Annotated in this window: 16 protein-coding genes; 7 read left to right on the top strand and 9 right to left on the bottom strand. The window is 70.9% G+C overall.

Translation table 11 applies throughout. The features are described 5' to 3' along the window. Window positions 1-65: 65 nt before the first annotated feature. Both OH735_RS26285 and OH735_RS26280 read right to left on the bottom strand, forming a co-directional pair. Window positions 66-1,289, bottom strand: a complete 1,224-nt coding sequence (locus OH735_RS26285; RefSeq protein ID WP_406384092.1) for a hypothetical protein — start codon at window positions 1,287-1,289, stop codon at window positions 66-68. Between the two features lie 160 nt (window positions 1,290-1,449). Continuing rightward, entirely contained in the window at window positions 1,450-1,611 is a 162-nt protein-coding gene (locus OH735_RS26280) for a hypothetical protein (protein WP_406384091.1), read from the bottom strand. A 140-nt stretch (window positions 1,612-1,751) separates the two neighbouring features. Here OH735_RS26280 and OH735_RS26275 point away from each other — a divergent pair, with 140 nt between their 5' ends. The 4 genes from OH735_RS26275 to OH735_RS26260 all read left to right on the top strand — a co-directional run bounded on the left by OH735_RS26275 (window position 1,752) and on the right by OH735_RS26260 (window position 6,765). Beyond that, window positions 1,752-2,741, top strand: coding sequence for an alpha/beta hydrolase (locus OH735_RS26275; protein WP_406384090.1), 990 nt, complete (start codon window positions 1,752-1,754; stop codon window positions 2,739-2,741). A gap of 14 nt (window positions 2,742-2,755) precedes the next feature. After that, window positions 2,756-4,294, top strand: coding sequence for a peptidoglycan DD-metalloendopeptidase family protein (locus OH735_RS26270; protein ID WP_406384089.1), 1,539 nt, complete (start codon window positions 2,756-2,758; stop codon window positions 4,292-4,294). A 260-nt stretch (window positions 4,295-4,554) separates the two neighbouring features. Continuing rightward, complete coding sequence (locus tag OH735_RS26265; protein WP_406384087.1) at window positions 4,555-5,334, top strand: serine/threonine protein kinase; 780 nt, start codon at window positions 4,555-4,557, stop codon at window positions 5,332-5,334. Window positions 5,335-5,346: 12 nt separating this feature from the next. Then, the gene (locus tag OH735_RS26260; protein ID WP_406386738.1) at window positions 5,347-6,765 is read left to right on the top strand and encodes a serine/threonine-protein kinase; all 1,419 of its coding nucleotides are present in this window, start codon (window positions 5,347-5,349) and stop codon (window positions 6,763-6,765) included. Between the two features lie 208 nt (window positions 6,766-6,973). Here the strand turns inward: OH735_RS26260 and OH735_RS26255 are convergent, their stop codons facing one another. Further along, window positions 6,974-7,342 (bottom strand): hypothetical protein, encoded by a 369-nt coding sequence (locus tag OH735_RS26255; RefSeq protein WP_406384086.1) that lies wholly within the window; start codon window positions 7,340-7,342, stop codon window positions 6,974-6,976. Window positions 7,343-7,569: 227 nt separating this feature from the next. Here OH735_RS26255 and sigJ point away from each other — a divergent pair, with 227 nt between their 5' ends. Beyond that, window positions 7,570-8,511 carry an RNA polymerase sigma factor SigJ gene (gene sigJ / locus OH735_RS26250; RefSeq protein WP_406384085.1) on the top strand — a complete coding sequence of 314 codons (942 nt, stop codon included), beginning with the start codon at window positions 7,570-7,572 and terminating at the stop codon, window positions 8,509-8,511. A 123-nt stretch (window positions 8,512-8,634) separates the two neighbouring features. Here sigJ and OH735_RS26245 read toward each other — a convergent pair whose 3' ends face one another. The 5 genes from OH735_RS26245 to OH735_RS26225 form a co-directional block, all read right to left on the bottom strand. Further along, window positions 8,635-9,780 carry an RNA polymerase sigma factor gene (locus OH735_RS26245; RefSeq protein ID WP_406386737.1) on the bottom strand — a complete coding sequence of 382 codons (1,146 nt, stop codon included), beginning with the start codon at window positions 9,778-9,780 and terminating at the stop codon, window positions 8,635-8,637. Window positions 9,781-9,788: 8 nt separating this feature from the next. After that, window positions 9,789-10,196 carry a YciI family protein gene (locus OH735_RS26240; protein ID WP_406384084.1) on the bottom strand — a complete coding sequence of 136 codons (408 nt, stop codon included), beginning with the start codon at window positions 10,194-10,196 and terminating at the stop codon, window positions 9,789-9,791. Between the two features lie 129 nt (window positions 10,197-10,325). After that, window positions 10,326-10,667 carry a thioredoxin gene (trxA, locus tag OH735_RS26235; protein ID WP_406384082.1) on the bottom strand — a complete coding sequence of 114 codons (342 nt, stop codon included), beginning with the start codon at window positions 10,665-10,667 and terminating at the stop codon, window positions 10,326-10,328. Window positions 10,668-10,670: 3 nt separating this feature from the next. Beyond that, entirely contained in the window at window positions 10,671-11,075 is a 405-nt protein-coding gene (locus OH735_RS26230) for a MerR family transcriptional regulator (protein WP_406384080.1), read from the bottom strand. Window positions 11,076-11,173: 98 nt separating this feature from the next. Further along, entirely contained in the window at window positions 11,174-12,544 is a 1,371-nt protein-coding gene (locus tag OH735_RS26225) for a cation:dicarboxylate symporter family transporter (protein WP_406384078.1), read from the bottom strand. A 130-nt stretch (window positions 12,545-12,674) separates the two neighbouring features. Here OH735_RS26225 and OH735_RS26220 point away from each other — a divergent pair, with 130 nt between their 5' ends. Together OH735_RS26220 and OH735_RS26215 are read left to right on the top strand one after the other, a co-directional pair. After that, complete coding sequence (locus OH735_RS26220) at window positions 12,675-14,645, top strand: ATP-binding protein (RefSeq protein ID WP_406384076.1); 1,971 nt, start codon at window positions 12,675-12,677, stop codon at window positions 14,643-14,645. Next, a complete protein-coding gene (locus OH735_RS26215; protein WP_406384074.1) occupies window positions 14,642-15,316 on the top strand; it encodes a response regulator in 675 nt (224 codons plus the stop codon). Before OH735_RS26220 ends, OH735_RS26215 begins: the two co-directional genes overlap by 4 nt. A gap of 93 nt (window positions 15,317-15,409) precedes the next feature. On the opposite strand, the gene OH735_RS26210 is transcribed toward OH735_RS26215, so the two are convergent. Then, window positions 15,410-16,123 (bottom strand): TetR/AcrR family transcriptional regulator, encoded by a 714-nt coding sequence (locus tag OH735_RS26210; RefSeq protein ID WP_406384072.1) that lies wholly within the window; start codon window positions 16,121-16,123, stop codon window positions 15,410-15,412. Between the last annotated feature and the right edge of the window lie 124 nt (window positions 16,124-16,247).

Raw genomic sequence — 16,247 nt, 5'->3', positions numbered from 1 at the left:
CCCGCTCCGGGCGAGTGGCGGGGCACTGGGACGAGTGCCCCGCCGTACTGCCGCCGGACCGTGCGTCAGCCGACGGCGTCCGGCTTGACCAGGTCGGGAAGCTTGGCATCGAACATCCCGGCGAACTTGAGCGACGGCAGGATGTGGCCCTGGTCCGGGGCGTCCTTGACCACGTCAGCCGCCCAGGTGGACGCGGCGAGCCGCTGGTTCGGCGTGCCGTGGTGGCCCGGGTTGTCGAAGCCGCAGTCCCCGACCTCGTAGAAGGACTTCTGGGCCTTCAGGACGCGGGCGGTGTTGAGCGCCTCGCCGCGGGCGTGGGTGACGTAGTACGTCCCGAAGGCATCTGCCATGAGCTCGGTACGGCGGGTGGCCTCGGGGCCGTTGAGGTCGCCTGCGAAGAGGTCGTCCTCATACTGCACGTGGTGGCCGAACTCGTGGCCCACGATCGCCCGCGGCGCGACATCGCCCAGTCCCACGGCGTCCATGCCCTGCAGGATGCCGTCGCCCACGATGATCCGGTCGGAGATGCCGGTCGGCTCCGGTTCGCGGTCCTCGGTGTAGGCGAATGCGTTGAAGCTGAAGATCGGGTTGGCGCCGCCCTTGAGGATCGGTTCCATGTTGACCAGTTCGATGAACATGTCGGCCAGGTCGAGCTGGTCCTCGGGGGTCCCTCCGTACAGCGCGGCGAGCGTACGGGCGACCCGCTCGGGGCTGGAGAAGACATCGGCCCCGTGCAGAGGTATCAGCTGGATGTCCGCCGAGTTGATGTCCCAGAAGCGCTTGAGGTTCTTCATCTCGGCGGGGAGCTTCTGGGTGTACTCGCCGTCGACACCGAAGGTGTTCGAGCTTGACTCCTCGCCGAAGATCAGCGCGTCGTAGGTCGGGAGGTTGAAGCCGTCGAAGATCGAGAGCATAAAGATGGTGAACGGGTCTTCGGCGCCCATGAGAAGGCTGCGGGCCCAGGTCTTGAGCTCCGTCGACTGGCACTGGTGGTCGTCGGGGTTGATCACGCTGTCGCGGATCGCGCTCCACCGCGAGTCGTCGATGCCGTACTTCGCAGCGGCTGCCTGGGCGCGGGACTCCCAGTCAGCCGGCAGTTCGGCCAGGATCCGCTCGGCAAGGGCTTTGGCCTGCGGGGTCGCCGTGGAGCTGTCGATGGCCGACTGCAGTGCCTGGCTGGTGACGCTCGTCGTCGCGGTCCTGTCGGCGGCGTGCACAGGAAGCGCCGCACCGAGCGCACAGGTCGCGGCGACTGCCAGACTGGCTGCCAGGGAGAGGGTCTTCTTCACAGGGGCTCCTTTTCGAGGCACCCGCAGGTGCATCCGCGGGCGAACCCAGTGTGTAAGCCGCGTTACGGCTGGTGAAGACCTTCCGGCTGACCGGAACCGGCAGTGTCTGAAACCTGACAACCACTTCAACGGCTGCCGACCGTCTACGCCGTCACCTGACTCACAGCCGAACGAGCCGGGCCGTCCCAACTCGCCCACGCAGGCCCTCACCGCCCACCGTGTGGCCCAGGGTGTCGGCGTTGCCCCACACATGGACGAAGGCGACGTCGTACTCGCGGTACTGATTCTGCGTCCAGCCGGTGAAGGCGGTCTTGTTGGCCACGTACCACGTGCCGTGGGGTGGGCCGGCTCTGTCATTCCGTAAGGTTCCGGGTTCTCCGCCCGGAGGCCGGTCGCTACCGTCCCAAGCGATTGTCACCCAGCGGTCGGACAGACCGTCATGGCGCTTCCAAGGAGGACACGTTGACCGCACATCACCCTACCCGCAGGAGTCTCCTCAAGTCCGCCGGCGGGCTCACCGCCGCCATGGCTCTGGGCACCGGAGGCGTGCTCGCGTCGGCATCGACGGCCGCGGCAGCCGGTGACGGCTTCGGCCTGCACATCGTGGAGCACAACGAGGGCGACCCCCGGATGTGGTATTACCGGTTCCAGACCTCCGCGATCGGCTGGAACCCCGGCGTCAACGTTCTGCTGCCCGACGACTACCACTGGAGCGGCCGCACCTACCCCGTCCTGTACCTCTTCCACGGCGGCGGCACGGACCAGGACTTCATCACCTTCGACCGCGAGCGCATCCGTGATTGGACCGCCGGCAAGCGGATCATCGTGGTCATGCCCGACGGCGGTCACGCCGGCTGGTATTCCAACCCCGTCAGCTCCAACGTCGGCCCCCGTAACTGGGAACACTTCCACATCAACCAGCTGCTGCCCTGGGTCGAGGCCAACTTCCGTACGTTCGCCGAATACGACGGCCGGGCCGTGAGCGGGTTCTCCATGGGCGGCTTCGGTGCGCTCAAGTACGCCGCCAAGTACTACGGCCACTTCGCCTCCGTCAGCGCCCACTCCGGCCCGGCCAGCCTGCGCCGTGACGGCGGCCTCGTCGCCCACTGGGCCAACGCCTCATCCGCGGCCCTGGACCTGAACGGCGGCACCATCTACGGCGCGCCGTTCTGGGACGAAGCGCGGGTGAATGCCGACAACCCCGTGCAGCGGATCGAGAGCTACCGCAACAAGCGGGTCTTCCTCGTCGCCGGCACCAGCCCCAACCCGATCAACTGGTTCGACACCATCAACGAGAACCAGGTGCTCGCGGGGCAGCGGGAGTTCCGCGGGCTGCTCGACCGAGCCGGGATCCCGCACGAGTCGTACGAGGTGCCCGGGGGCCACTTCATCCGCCACGACATGCTGCAGCGCGACATCAACGGCGTCATCGCCCGCCTGCGCAAAGCGTGACGGGGGGACGTCACATGTCGCACGCCGGCTCGCCGTGGTGCGCACCGCGCCTCGTGCTCGCGACGGTCGTGGCCCTGATTTCGGGCCTGCTCGTGACCGCCTCAGCCGCCGCCCAGGTTCCTGCGCAGGCCACCGCCCAGGTCACCGGGTTCGCCGCCGCCTGCCCGACCACCGGATTCATCTCCCAGGGATACAGCTCGTCGCACAACGGCATCGACATCGCAGCCGACTACGGCACCCCGATCTACGCCGTCGGCGACGGCAAGGTGACCATCTCGGGTTACGAACCCGGCTACGGCCAGTGGATCCGTGTCCTGCACCCCGACCAGACCATCACCGAGTACGGCCACATGTACCAGCGGGACGTCCAGGTGGGCGACCGCGTCGTGGCGGGTCAGCGGATCGCCCTGATGGGCAGCGAGGGCCAGTCCTCCGGTCCCCACCTCCACCTGCGGGTCTGGGTAGACGCGGGTGCGAGCAGGAGCACCGACCCCATCCCCTACCTGGCGGAACGCGGCATCAGCATGCCCTGTACACCGGGCACCCGCCCCCGTCCCACGCCGTTGGTGTATCCGGCGGAGTCGGGGCGGGTGGTGTCGGCACGTTCGGCGGACGGCCGTCTGGAGGTTTTCGCGGCGGGTGCCGACGGCATCCATCACGCATGGCAGGTGGGGGTGAACGGCAGCTGGTCGGAGTGGGAGTTCCTGGGCGGTCCGGGCGGTGCCGAGCTGGCGATCGGCCCGAACATGGACGGGCGCCTGGAGGTCTTCGCGATCAACGGCAACGTGTTCCAGCACCGGTACCAGACCGCTCCTTCGGGCGGCTGGTCGGGCTGGGAGAACTTCGGTAGCGGCGGCCGGGACATCGCGGTGGGTGCGAACGCGGACGGACGCCTGGAAGTGTTCGCCTCCGGACCCGTGGGGATCTTCCACAAGTACCAGACCGCACCGAACAGCGGCTGGTCGGACTGGGAATCCGCGGGCGGTGGCCCCGCGAACAGCCGGATCGAGATGGAGAAGGCACCCGACGGGCGTCTTGAGGCCTTCGCGATCAACGGCGATGTGTTCCAGCACCAGTACCAGACCGCCGTCAACGGCCGCTGGTCCGCCTGGGAGAACTTCGGCGAAGGGGGCCGTGACCTGACCGTGGACCACAACCAGGACGGACGCCTCGAAGTCTTCGCCTCGGGCCCCGTCGGAGTCTTCCACAAGTACCAGACCGACCCCACCAGTTGGTCCGACTGGGAACCGACCGGCGGCCCCGCCGACGCCCAGCTGACCAGTCAACTGACCGCTGACGGCCGGGTGGAGGTCTTCGCGATCAACGGCAGTGTCGCCCAGCACCTCTGGCAGAACGGGGTGAACGCCCCGTACGGCCAATGGGAGTCCTTCGGCACCGGCGGCACGGAAATCACCGCAGTGGCCAACGGCGACGGCCGCATCGAAGTCCTCGCGACCAGCAACGCCGGCGTCTACCACAAATGGCAGACCGGCTTCTCGACCTGGTCCGACTGGGCCTGGCTCAACCGTACGTCCGGTCCCGCCGTCAACTGACCCCACCCGGGTCCCTCCGGAGAAAGAACCATGCATCCGATCAGCAGGCGGCACCTGCTGCGTGCGGCCGGAGCGGGAGCACTCGTGCTCCCGCTCCCTGACCCACCCCGCGCCCCAAGCTCCGTGCTCCGTCCGCCCCCGTTCCCGTCGTCACCGCTGCGCGCCGAAGTGTCCGAATACCGCACATGCTCAGCCGTATGCAGGCGGTAACATCCCTCCGTCGGGCAATGGTCACGGTCGGCGCGCGGGACGGGGGAGCGGTGAGCGGAATTGTCGTCCACCTGCAGGAGGGAAACGGCGGCGACGCGGTGACCCTGCGGCTCGGCCCCGGAGAGCACGCCAGATTCGGCCGCGGTTCGGCACGCACACCGGTCGAACTCCGCCTCGCCGACGAGGCGGTGTCCCGGCTGGCCGGAGAGATCCGCGCGACGGACGACCACTGGCAGCTGAGCAACCTCAGCACCACCCACGGCTACCTGGTCGAGAACCCGGAAGGGGCGGGAGAGTACCTGCGCGTCCCGCCGCGCCGCATCGGCGCACCCATCCCGTTCGAATTCGCCCGGGTGGTGCTGCCCTCCCGTCGTGACACCCCGCTCTCCTTCCAGGTGTTCGCCCCCGATCACGTCTTTCTGGACGCGCACGCGCCCGGCGGCGGGTCCTGGGAGAGCCGCACCCTCACCGCGTACTCCCTGGACGAGAGCGCCACCTACTTCCTCGTGCTCGTCGCGCTCTGCGAGCCGTGGCTGCGCGACCGGTCACCGGCCGCCGTACCGACCACCCCGCAGATCGTCGAGCGGCTCAGGGGCCACGGCGCATGTGCCAGACTCACGGCCCGCGCGGTCACGTCGCACATCGACTACCTCACCGACGAGAAACTGCGCATCGGCGTCCCCGCGGCCGCGGGCGACACCGACCGCGCGAACCGCCGCAGCGGAAAGCGCGAGGCCGTCGTCGGGCTCGCCCTGAAGTTCGGGATCGTACGGGAGGAGCACCTCACCCTGTTACCGCCGCGCACCGGACCGGCCGGGCGCGGACACTAGGACGCGGTGACGATGCATGTGCAGGCAGCCCTGGCCGACAGCGGCGAGCCGGAATTCCTGCCCGCGGGCCACCGGGTCGGCCCGTGGGTCGTCGGCGAACCGATCGGCGCGGGCGGCTGGGCCACCGTCTACACGGGGCGGCCGGCGGACGGGGCGACTGACCGGCCCGGGGAACGGCCGGACGAGAACGAGGTCGCCCTCAAGGTCATGCCGACCGCCGGACTCGCACCCCGCCAGGCGCGCACCGTGGCCGAGGCCGCCCGCCGGGAGCTCGAACTGGGACGTGGGGCCGGCCATCCGAAGCTCGTCCGGCTCCTCGACTTCCTGGTGCTCAGCACCCCGGACCGGCCGTCCCTGGACGGCGCGATCGTCCTCGTCATGGAACGGGCCCGGTGCAGCCTGCGCGAACTGCTCGCCACCGCGGTGACCGAGGCCGAGGGCGCCCGGCTCGTCACCGGCATCTGCGAGGCCCTGGACCACATGCACCGCAGCGGCTGGGTGCACGCCGACCTCAAGCCCGAGAACATCCTCATCGGCCGGGACGGCGAGGTCCGGCTCTCGGACTTCGGCTTCTCCATCGAACTGACCGGCACCCACGGCTGGACGGCCCCGATGGGCACCCTGGACTACCTTCCGCCCGAGCGGTGGCGGCAGCCGCTCGGGGAGCGGGGCGTCCAGATCCGGCCCAGCGCCGACATCTGGGCGCTCGGCATCGTCATCCACGAGGTGTTCGCCCACGGCGCCTTCCCCTTCCCCGGCGCCACACCGACCGCGCGCGGTGCGGCCGTGCAGCAGTACGCGGAGGGCCGGGCGCCGTTACGGATGGCCGGTGCCGTCCCGGAGTTCTGGCGGGCCGTGGCCACCGACTGCCTCGCTCCCACGCACGAGGCCCGCGCCCCGCACACGGCGGGGAGCCTCCTCGAACGCATCGGAGCCCACGAGGCCGGGAGCGAGCCCGGGCGCCGCCCCTCCGGGCAGTCCCGCACCCGGCTCCGCCTGCGCTCCGCCATCCTGCTCGCCGTCGCCGGATGCGCGACGGCGGTCGCCGTGTTCTGGGCCTGCACGGGAGGGGAACATTCCGCGCGGAGCCCCGCCCCGATCCGGGTCTTCAACGCCGAGCGCGGCTGCCAGGACCGCTCGGACCGTGACCCGCAGTGCAGCCTGGGCCTCGCGATCGACCCGCGGCGGTCCTACACGGCCGGGAACGTCGTGGACACCCGTGTCTGGCACGGCGACGTCCTCGACGCCGACTGTCAGCTGCCGAAGGGGCAGCCCATCATCAACGAGGAGGACCAGCGCTCCACCCTCTGGTTCCGTGTCCGCCTCTCACGCACCGACGGCGCAGCGACGGCCCCCGCCACGGCTTGGCTGCCCGCCGTCCGCACAAAGGACCGCCCTGCCCTCCCCCCCTGCGCCCACCTCACGCGCTGACGGCCTCCTGACCAGGACTCCGGAGCACTCCCCGACGGCCTCCGTCGCCCCTGCCGCACACCCACCCCGGACACCACAAGCAAGCAGGCCGCCGGAGCCGACGCAGAACGCGACGTCCGCGGCCTCGTCGCCGAACTCCGGGGCATGCTCAAGCGCCCCTGACACTCCCGACGTCGACGACCCCACCAGCCCGACGGGCAGTCGGCCGTCATGTCGCGGGATTCGCGTGAGTGCGGCGGCCGGCCAGCACCTGGCCCAACCGGAGGACGCTCAGGCCGAAGATCAGGACTCCCAACGGGACGTGCAGGGACGGCACATGTGCGATGCCCAGGACCACCTGCACGGACGCGAGGACCAGGAATCCGAACGCGTCCAGGATGGACTTGGGCGAGCCGCCGCCCGGCCGCCACACCAGGATCGCGGTGAGTACGTACAACATCGACGCGGCGTACATCCCACGCGCCCCGGCACCGTGCAGCGTCTCTCCGTACGACGTGGACAACAGCAGCCCGGCGGTGACCGCCTGGAAGAAAATGGCCGCGGTCTGCAAGGCGATCGCGGCTCGCAGGTACCTCATGAACGTGAGGCTGCGCTGCTGTGCCGTCGTCCCTATGGGCATGGTGAGCCCATCCCTTCTGTTGCTCAACTCTGCTTGTCGACAGTGGTTCCTCGTGGCTGCCGCCCCGACGTCCCACCGGTCCGACGACGTAGCCACCGGGAATGTGAGGCGGCGCACCGGCCTTTCGCTGCGGTGTCTCGTCGAACATGGTGAAAACAGACTCGAACAAGGGAATCGTCGAGACCATGACCACCCGATCCGAGCCCGAACTCGGCCGACCCGATGCGAGCCTGAGCGCGATCATGAGCGAGCGTCGGCAACTCATCAATCTCGCCTACCGGCTCCTCGGCTCCCTGGCCGAGGCCGAGGACGCCGTACAGGAGACCTACGTCCGCTGGTACGCCATGTCCCGGCAGCAGCAGGAGGCCATCGAGTCCCCCGGTGCCTGGCTGACGAAGGTGGCCGGTCGTATCTGCCTCGACATGCTCGGCTCGGCGCGGGCGCGGCGCGAGAGCTACGTGGGCGAGTGGATCCCGGAGCCGCTGCCCGACCGTACCGAGTGGATGAGCGGGCGGCCGGGTGACGGCAGAGGTGACCCGGCCGACCCGGCCGACCGGGTCACCCTGGACGAGTCGGTCGACATGGCCTTCCTCGTCGTGCTCGAATCGATGACCCCGGCCGAACGGGTCGCGTTCATCCTGCACGACGTCTTCCGGTACCCCTTCGCCGAAGTGGCCGCGATCGTCGGCCGCACGCCGGCGGCGTGCCGGCAGCTGGCGTCGTCGGCCCGCCGTCGTATCCGTGCGGCAGCGGCTCCGGTGGCTCCGACGACCCGACAGTCGGACGTCATCAGGGACTTCAAGCAGGCATGGGTGGCCAAGGACATCGCCGCCCTCGTCGGCCTGCTCGACCCCGACGCCACGATGATCGCCGACGGCGGCGGCCGGGTCGGTACGGTGCTCCGCCCGGTCGCAGGCGGCAAGCGCATCGCCCAATACGTCATCGAGATCGGCGACATGGCACCCGGCCTGACGCTCCTGGAACGTTCGGTCAACGGCCGGCCCGGTCTGGTGGCCCAGCACGGCGGCGTCACCGTGACGGTGGCCGCGTTCGGCCTCGTGGACGACCGGATCACGCACATCTGGGCGGTGCGCAACCCCGAGAAACTCCGGCCGTGGACCGTGTAGCCCGGCCCGTACGACACCGGCTCCTCGGACGCAGCGACCCCCGCCTCAGCCGGTGCGGGCCTCCGGCTCGCCTGTCGTCGCCGCCGAGCTTCCCCGCCGGCAGGGCGTGAGCCGCCCGGCCCGTCAGCGACACCCGCGGGCGTTGAGCCGGGCGGCCTGGCGGGTCAAGTGGTCGCGTTCGGCGAGGTTGGGTGCCTTCAGGGCCGCCTCGGCGTACAGGCGCGCCGCCGTCGCCAGGTCGCCGTCGCGCTCGTGGAGGTACGCCGCCACCGCGTCGTGGCGGGGCAGCGTGTCGTCCAGCGCCGCGAGCGCCGCCAGACCGGCGCGCGGTCCGTCGGCCTCGCCGACGGCCACCGCGCGGTTGAGCCGGACGACCGGGCTGTCGGTCAGGCGCGCGAGCTCGTCGTACCACTCGACGATCTGCACCCAGTCGGTCTCCTCGGCGGTGGGCGCGTCGGCGTGGAGTGCCGCGATGGCGGCCTGGGCCTGGAACTCGCCCAGCCGGTCGCGGGCGAGGGCCGCCTGCAGGATCTCGACGCCCTCGGCGATCGACTCGGTGTCCCACCGGCCGCGGTCCTGCTCGGCGAGCGGCACCAGGCTGCCGTCGGGCGCGGTCCGGGCGGCGCGCCGGGCGTGGTGGAGCAGCATGAGGGCGAGCAGCCCCGCCACCTCGGGGTGGTCGATCGCGGCCGCGAGCTGCCGGGTGAGCCGGATCGCCTCGGCGGCGAGGTCGACGTCACCGGAGTAGCCCTCGTTGAAGACCAGGTAGAGGACGCGCAGCACGGTGGCGACGTCGCCGGGCTGGTCGAACCTCACGCCGGAGACGGTGCGCTTGGCCCGGCTGATGCGCTGCGCCATGGTCGCCTCGGGCACCAGGTAGGCCTGGGCGATCTGGCGGGTGGTCAGCCCGCCGACGGCGCGCAGCGTGAGCGCGACCGCGGACGACGGCGTCAGCGACGGGTGGGCGCACAGGAAGTAGAGCTGGAGCGTGTCGTCCACCGCGGGCGCGGGCCCGGGCGCCGGCTCCTCGTCGACGAGGTTCTCACGCCGGCGGCGGGCGGTGTCCGCCCGGGTCGCGTCGAGGAACCGGCGCCAGGCCACGGTGACCAGCCAGCCCTTCGGGTCCCGCGGAGGGTCGGCCGGCCAGACGCGGACCGCCTCGACGAGCGCGTCCTGCACGGCGTCCTCGGCCGCCGCGAAGTCGGCTCCGCGGCGGACGAGGATTCCGAGCACGCTCGGCGTGAGGCTCCTGAGCAGGGCCTCGTTCATCGGAGAGGTCACTCCGTGATGGTGGGGCACGCGGCCAGGAACGGGCGCACCTCGAGCCACTCGTGGATCGGCTTCCCGCCCGCCCCGGGTGCGGCCGAGAGTTCCCCGGCCAGTTCGACGGCGCGCTCGTAGCTGTCGACGTCGATCACCATCCAGCCGGCGATGAGGTCCTTGGTCTCGGCGAACGGGCCGTCGGTGACCGGCGGGCGCCCCTCGCCGTCGTACCGGACCCACGTCCCCTCGGGGGCGAGCGCCTGACCGTCGACGAACTCGCCGGTCTTCTCGAGCCGGTCCGCGAAGTCCTGCATGTACTGGACGTGGGCCGAGATCTCCTCCGGTGTCCACTGGTCCATACACACGTCGTTGACCGCTGCCGGGGCGCCGCGGTAGTGCTTGAGCAGCAAGTACTTGGCCATCGTGTTTCTCCTCGGTGCTGGTGCGACCCATTCTGGTCGCGTTCATTGCTGGGACGTAGCCAGTCACCGGTTCTCGACATCGCCGTACGAAATCGGCGGCCGAATTTTTTCGGGCGTATGCAGCCCGCCTCACACCGCCTCGAACACGTCCTCCAGTTCCTGGAGCAGCCGGCGCTTGGGGCGGGCGCCCACCATCGACTTCACGGGTTCGCCGGAGCGGAACACCATCAGGGTCGGCATCGACAGGACCGCGTACCGGCTCGCGATGCCGGGGTTCCGGTCGACGTCGATCTGGACGATCTTGATGCGCCCGGACTCCTCGGCGGCGACGGCGCTGAGTACAGGGGCGAGCCGGCGGCACGGGCCGCACCAGTCGGCGGTGAACTCGACCAGTACGGGGAGGTCGGCCGCGAGGACCTCCGTATCGAAAGTGGTGTCCGTGACCTCGGCCACGCCCTCTGCCTGAATCATCTGTCATCCTCCCAGTTCACAACGTGGTTCGGGGCCGCCCGGAAGCTCCGCCTCGGTCTCCAGCTCGGCCTTCGCGAGCTGGGCGCCCACGTGGACGCGTACCTCCTGGAGCTGTTCGATGAGCGCGTCGAGCTCACCGAGCTTGCGCCGGTAGACGGCGAGCGAGGCGGGGCAGGCGTCACCGGCCGGGTGGCCGGCGCGCAGGCACTCGACGAACGGGCGGGTCTCCTCCAGTTCGAACCCGAAGTCCTGGAGGGTCCGGATCTGCTGGACGAGCCGCAGATCGTCCTCGTCGTACGCGCGGTAGCCGTTGCCGGCCCGCCGCGCGGGCAGCAGTCCGCGGGACTCGTAGTACCGCAGAGTCCGTGTGGTCGTTCCGGCCCGTTCGGCCAGCTCCCCGATGCGCATGTCCTTGACGGTAGACCTTTACGCGGACGTCAAGGCAAGCACGAAGGGCCGTCACGGGAGTTCCCGCGACGGCCCTTCACGTGTGCTGGGTGTTGCGCCTAGACCTTCGCCACGGCGGGCTCCTGGCCACCGTCCCGCGGCTGAGGAACGGTGCCCGTGCCGTCGCCGTGGTCGGCGTCCTGGGTGAGCGACTTCTCGTCGAACGGGATGGAGCCGGCCAGTACCTGCTCGACCCGTTCCCTGTCGATCTCCTTGGTCCAGGTGCCGATGAGCAGCGTGGCGACGGCGTTGCCCGCGAAGTTCGTCAGGGCGCGAGCCTCACTCATGAAGCGGTCGATGCCGATGATCAGGCCGACGCCGTCGACCAGAGCGGGCTTGTGCGACTGGAGCCCGCTCGCCAGCACGGCGATACCGGAACCGGAGACACCGGCCGCGCCCTTGGAGGCGATCATCATGAAGAGGAGGAGCGAAACCTGCTGGCCCAGCCCCAGCGGCTGGCCCATCGACTCGGCGATGAACAGCGACGCCATGGTCAGGTAGATCATCGTGCCGTCGAGGTTGAACGAGTACCCGGTGGGCACGGTGATGCCGACGACCGGGCGGCTGACGCCCAGGTGTTCCATCTTCGCGATGAGGCGCGGCAGCGCCGACTCGGAGGAGGACGTGGAGAGGATCAGCAGGAACTCGCGGCCCAGGTACTTCAGGAGCTGGAAGAGGTTCACCCCGGTCACCAGGCGCAGCAGGGTGCCGAGCACCAGGACCACGAACAGGATGCAGGTGACGTAGAAGCCCAGCATGATCGTGGCGAGCGCCTTGAGCGCGTCCACGCCGGTCTCGCCGATGACGGCGGCCATCGCGCCGAACGCGCCCACCGGGGCCGCCCACATGATCATGGACAGGATGCGGAAGACCAGCTTCTGGATGTGCTCGACCCCGCGCAGCACCGGCTCACCGGCCGTGCCCATGGCCTGCAGCGCGAAGCCGGTGAGGAGCGCGATCAGCAGGGTCTGGAGCACCGAGCCACCGGTGAAGGCCGACACGAAGGTGGTCGGGATGATGCCGAGCAGGAAGTCGACCGGCCCCTCGGCGGCGTTGTCCGCCGCCGTGTGGCCGACATCCTTCACCGACTGCGAGAGCTGCATACCGTCGCCGGGGTGCAGCACATTGCCGACGATCAGGCCGATCGCCAGCGCGACCACCGACATGGCCAGGAAGTAGCCGAGCGCGAGGCCGCCCACCTTGCCGACCTTGGCGGCCTTGCGGACCGATCCGACGCCCAGCACGATCGTGCAGAAGATGATTGGCGAGATCATCATCTTGATGAGGTTCACGAACCCGGCGCCGATCGGCTTGAGCTCGACGGCGACGTCCGGGGCCACGAAGCCCATGAGGATGCCGAGCCCCACGGCCGCGATCACGGCGATATACAGATAATGCGTACGGTCCCGCTTGGCGGCTGCCACTCCCACGGGGGTCTCCTCGGTTCGTCCTGGTCGCTCCCCCGTCCCTGGGGGTCCCGGCGACTATCCCTCCGCTTGTGACGCCCGTCACGGTTACGTGCATTTCGTTCATATGTTTTCGGCCAGGCAGACTGGTGCCATGCGTCTCCCCCGTCCCCGTACCCGCCCGCGCAGCCTGGCAGGCCAGCTCTTCGCCATGCAGGTGGTGCTCGTCGCCGCGGTGGTGGCGGGGTGCGCGTTCTTCGCGTACGTCTCCGGCAGCGGACAGGCGAAGGAGACCGCGACCCGGCAGGTCAGGGCGACGGCGCTGGCGATCGCCGACTCGCCGTCCGTACGTGAGGCGATCCGCACCCCGGACCCGTCCGCCGTGCTCCAGCCGTACGCGGAGAAGGTCCGCAGGGACACCGGGATCGCCTTCGTCACGATCATGTCCCCGCAACGGGTCCGCTGGACGCACCCGGACACGGACCGGATCGGGGAGGAGTTCCTCGGGCACACCGCGCAGGCGCTGCGTGGCGAGACGTTCTCGGAGACGTACACCGGCACGCTCGGTCCCTCGATCCGGGTCGTCACCCCGGTCCGGGACGGCGGCAGGATCACCGGTCTGGTCAGCGCGGGCATCACGGTCGAGCGGGTCTCCTCGCAGGTGCGGGCGGAGCTCGGCGCGCTGGGGCTGGCGGCGGGGGGGGCGCTGGCGCTCGGCGGCATCGGTACGTATGTGATCAACGCCCGGCTGCGGCGGCACACGCACGGCATGAACGCCGCCGAGCTGAGCCGGATGCACGACTACCACCAGGCCACGCTGCACGCGGTGCGCGAGGGGCTGTTGATGCTCGACGGGCAGCGCAGGATCGCGCTGATCAACGACGCGGGCCGGGAGCTGCTCGGTCTCGAACCGGGTGCGGTCGGACGCAGGGTCGCCGAACTGGATCTGCCGGCGCGGCTGACCGGTGCGCTGCTCGCCGCCGAGGAGCGGGTCGACGAGCTGCATCTGACGGCGGACCGGGTGATCGTGGTCAACACCCGTCCGGTGGTGGGCGGCGAGCAGCACGGCACGGTCGTGACGCTGCGCGATCACACGGAACTCCAGGCGCTGTCCGGTGAGTTGGACTCCGAACGGGGGTTCACGCAGGCGTTGCGCTCGCAGGCGCACGAGGCGGCGAACCGGCTGCACACCGTCGTCTCGCTGATCGAACTGGGCCGGGCCGAGGAGGCGGTCGGTTTCGCCACCGCGGAACTGGAGCTGGCGCAGGCCCTCACCGACCGGGTGGTGGACGCGGTCGCCGAACCGGTGCTGGCGGCGCTGCTGTTGGGCAAGGCCGCGCAGGCGAACGAGCGGGGTGTGGAGCTGGTGCTCGCGGACGACAGTCTGATCGACGACGGCGCCCTGCCCACGACGCTGCCGCATCGGGACCTGGTGACGATTCTCGGCAACCTGATCGACAACGCGGTGGACGCGGCGTCGGAGGCGGCGACGGACACGTCGGGGGCGGGGGCCGGTGCGGGGGCCGGTGCGGCCGGCGCGGAGGCCGGTGCTGCCGGCGCGGGGGCCGGTGCTGCCGGCGCGGGGCCTGGTGCTGCCGGCGCGGAGGCCGGTGCTGCCGGTGCGGGGGCCGGTGCTGCCGGCGCGGAGGCCGGTGCTGCCGGCGCGGGGGCCGGTGCTGCCGGCGCGGAGGCCGGTGCGGCCGGTGCGGGGCCTGGTGCTGCCGGCGCGGAGGCCGGTGCGGCCGGTGCGGGGCCTGGTGCTGCCGGTAGTACGGGGGCCGGTGCGGCCGTGCCCGCCCAGCGGGGAGCGGCCGGGCCGGGGCGGGCCGCTCGTGCCCGGGTCACCGTCACCGCGCTCGCCGGGGACAGTGAGCTGCTGCTGCGGGTCGCCGACACCGGGGCCGGGATCGATCCGGACGACGCCGCCGAGGTGTTCGACCGGGGCTGGTCGACGCACGGCGCAGGCCGGGGGATCGGGCTGGCCCTCGTACAGCAGGCGGTGCACCGCAACGGCGGGACGGTCGCACTGAACCGCGGCCCGGACGGCGGTGCGGAGTTCACGGTACAGCTGCCCCTGGTCGGCGGCGGCCGCACGACGCGCACGACGAAGGAGGCCACCGCGTGATCCAGGTACTGGTCGTCGAGGACGACCCCGTAGCCGCGGACGCCCATCAGCTGTACGTGGGCCGCGTCCCCGGATTCACGGTGGCCGCGGTCGCGCACTCGCGCGCGGAGGCGGTGCGGGCGCTGGACCGTACACCGGTCGATCTGCTGCTCCTGGATCTGTACCTGCCGGACGGACACGGTCTGCAACTGCTCCGCTCCTTGCGCGCGGCCGGGCACTCGGCCGATGTCATCGCGGTGACGTCGGCGCGTGATCTGGCGGTGGTCCGGGAGGGGGTGTCGCTCGGCGTCGTCCAGTACGTGCTGAAGCCGTTCACCTTCGCCACCCTGCGCGACCGGCTCGTCCGCTACGCCGAGTTCCGCGCGGCGGCCGGTGAGGCGAGCGGCCAGGACGAGGTGGACCGGGCGCTCGGCGTCCTGCGCGCACCGCAGCCGAACCGGCTGCCGAAGGGGCTGAGCGGCCCGACGCTGGAGGCCGTCACCCGGGTCCTGCGGGCCGCGCCGGACGGGGTCACGGCAGGCGCGGCCGGGACGGAGCTGGGCATCTCGCGGATCACGGCACGCCGCTACCTGGAACATCTGGTGACGGTGGGGCGCGCGGTGCGCAGTCCTCAGTACGGTCAGATCGGGCGCCCGGAGCTGCACTACCGGTGGGTGGCCCAGGGGCGCTGACCGCGTGCAGGACGGTATGCAACGTCTGCTCAAAAGGGCCTGAGGATCGGCCTCGACGGGCGGGTCCGCCCCGCGACGACCCCGGACGATCCTCTATCGCCGCGCTCGCAGTGTCTCCCACTGCGCTGCGGCGCCGTCCAGCAGCATCTCCAGGGCCGTGGGATAGGCGCTGTCGACCATGCGGGTCGCCAGGAGGGGCGCCGCCTCGGCAATCCGGGGGTGTGTGGTGCGCGGCAGGCGGGCGTACGTCGAGCGCCACATGTTCTCGTCGGCGCTGAGGCTTTCGCGTGGCAGGGCCAGCGAGGCGGCGTCGAGCGCGGCGAAGGCCAGGGTCTGGTCGATGAAGGCGTGGTAGATCCGTACCGTGTCCGGCAGCGGGAACCCCGCCGTGCGAAGTACGTCAAGGATGGCCTCGTCGGCCGCCAGCTCGTGGGCCCGGCCGGTGACCCGGTTCGCGGTCAGCAGTGCCGCATGCGGATGACCGAGGTACACGGCGTGGATGCGCAGCCCGAGGCCGCGCAGATCCGACCGCCACTCCCCTGTGGGTCGCCAGCCCTGCAGGGCCTGCCCGATGAGGGCGTCGCCGATGGCGAGGGTCAGATCGTCCATGCCGCGGAAGTACCGGTAGAGGGTGCTGGGGTCGGCGTCCAGGGCCAGGCCGAGACGGCGGGCGGTAAGTCCAGCGCTGCCGTGCTCACGCAGCATCCGCAGGGCGGTCTCGACGATCAGTTGCTCGGACAGGACGGTGCCGCCCCTGGTGGGACGGCGGCGCCGCCGTTTCTCCTCGGGCACCACAGCTTTCGCCACCGCCGCCTCCTCGCCTCGCCCCGGAGTCTTATGCCAACACCATTGACCTTATCCCGGCACGCGGCGTTGGATCTCCCGGCAGGGGCGCCCGCACTTCCGGTCCGCGCGGGCACGCCCCGTCTCC

It is taken from the genome of Streptomyces sp. NBC_01618 (assembly GCF_045209435.1).
In the GTDB taxonomy this organism is placed as follows: domain Bacteria; phylum Actinomycetota; class Actinomycetes; order Streptomycetales; family Streptomycetaceae; genus Streptomyces.
Note: the sequence above shows the minus strand (reverse complement) of the source record. Positions and strands in the feature narration are given on the sequence as shown.

Bases quoted from the DNA above. Each gene is read 5' to 3' on its own strand.
- OH735_RS26270 (WP_406384089.1), top strand. From the start codon at position 2,756: ATGTCGCACGCCGGCTCGCCGTGGTGCGCACCGCGCCTCGTGCTCGCG.
- OH735_RS26260 (WP_406386738.1), top strand. From the start codon at position 5,347: ATGCATGTGCAGGCAGCCCTGGCCGACAGCGGCGAGCCGGAATTCCTG.
- OH735_RS26255 (WP_406384086.1), bottom strand. From the start codon at position 7,342: ATGAGGTACCTGCGAGCCGCGATCGCCTTGCAGACCGCGGCCATTTTC.
- sigJ (WP_406384085.1), top strand. From the start codon at position 7,570: ATGACCACCCGATCCGAGCCCGAACTCGGCCGACCCGATGCGAGCCTG.
- OH735_RS26245 (WP_406386737.1), bottom strand. From the start codon at position 9,780: ATGAACGAGGCCCTGCTCAGGAGCCTCACGCCGAGCGTGCTCGGAATC.
- OH735_RS26240 (WP_406384084.1), bottom strand. From the start codon at position 10,196: ATGGCCAAGTACTTGCTGCTCAAGCACTACCGCGGCGCCCCGGCAGCG.
- trxA (WP_406384082.1), bottom strand. From the start codon at position 10,667: ATGATTCAGGCAGAGGGCGTGGCCGAGGTCACGGACACCACTTTCGAT.
- OH735_RS26230 (WP_406384080.1), bottom strand. From the start codon at position 11,075: ATGCGCATCGGGGAGCTGGCCGAACGGGCCGGAACGACCACACGGACT.
- OH735_RS26220 (WP_406384076.1), top strand. From the start codon at position 12,675: ATGCGTCTCCCCCGTCCCCGTACCCGCCCGCGCAGCCTGGCAGGCCAG.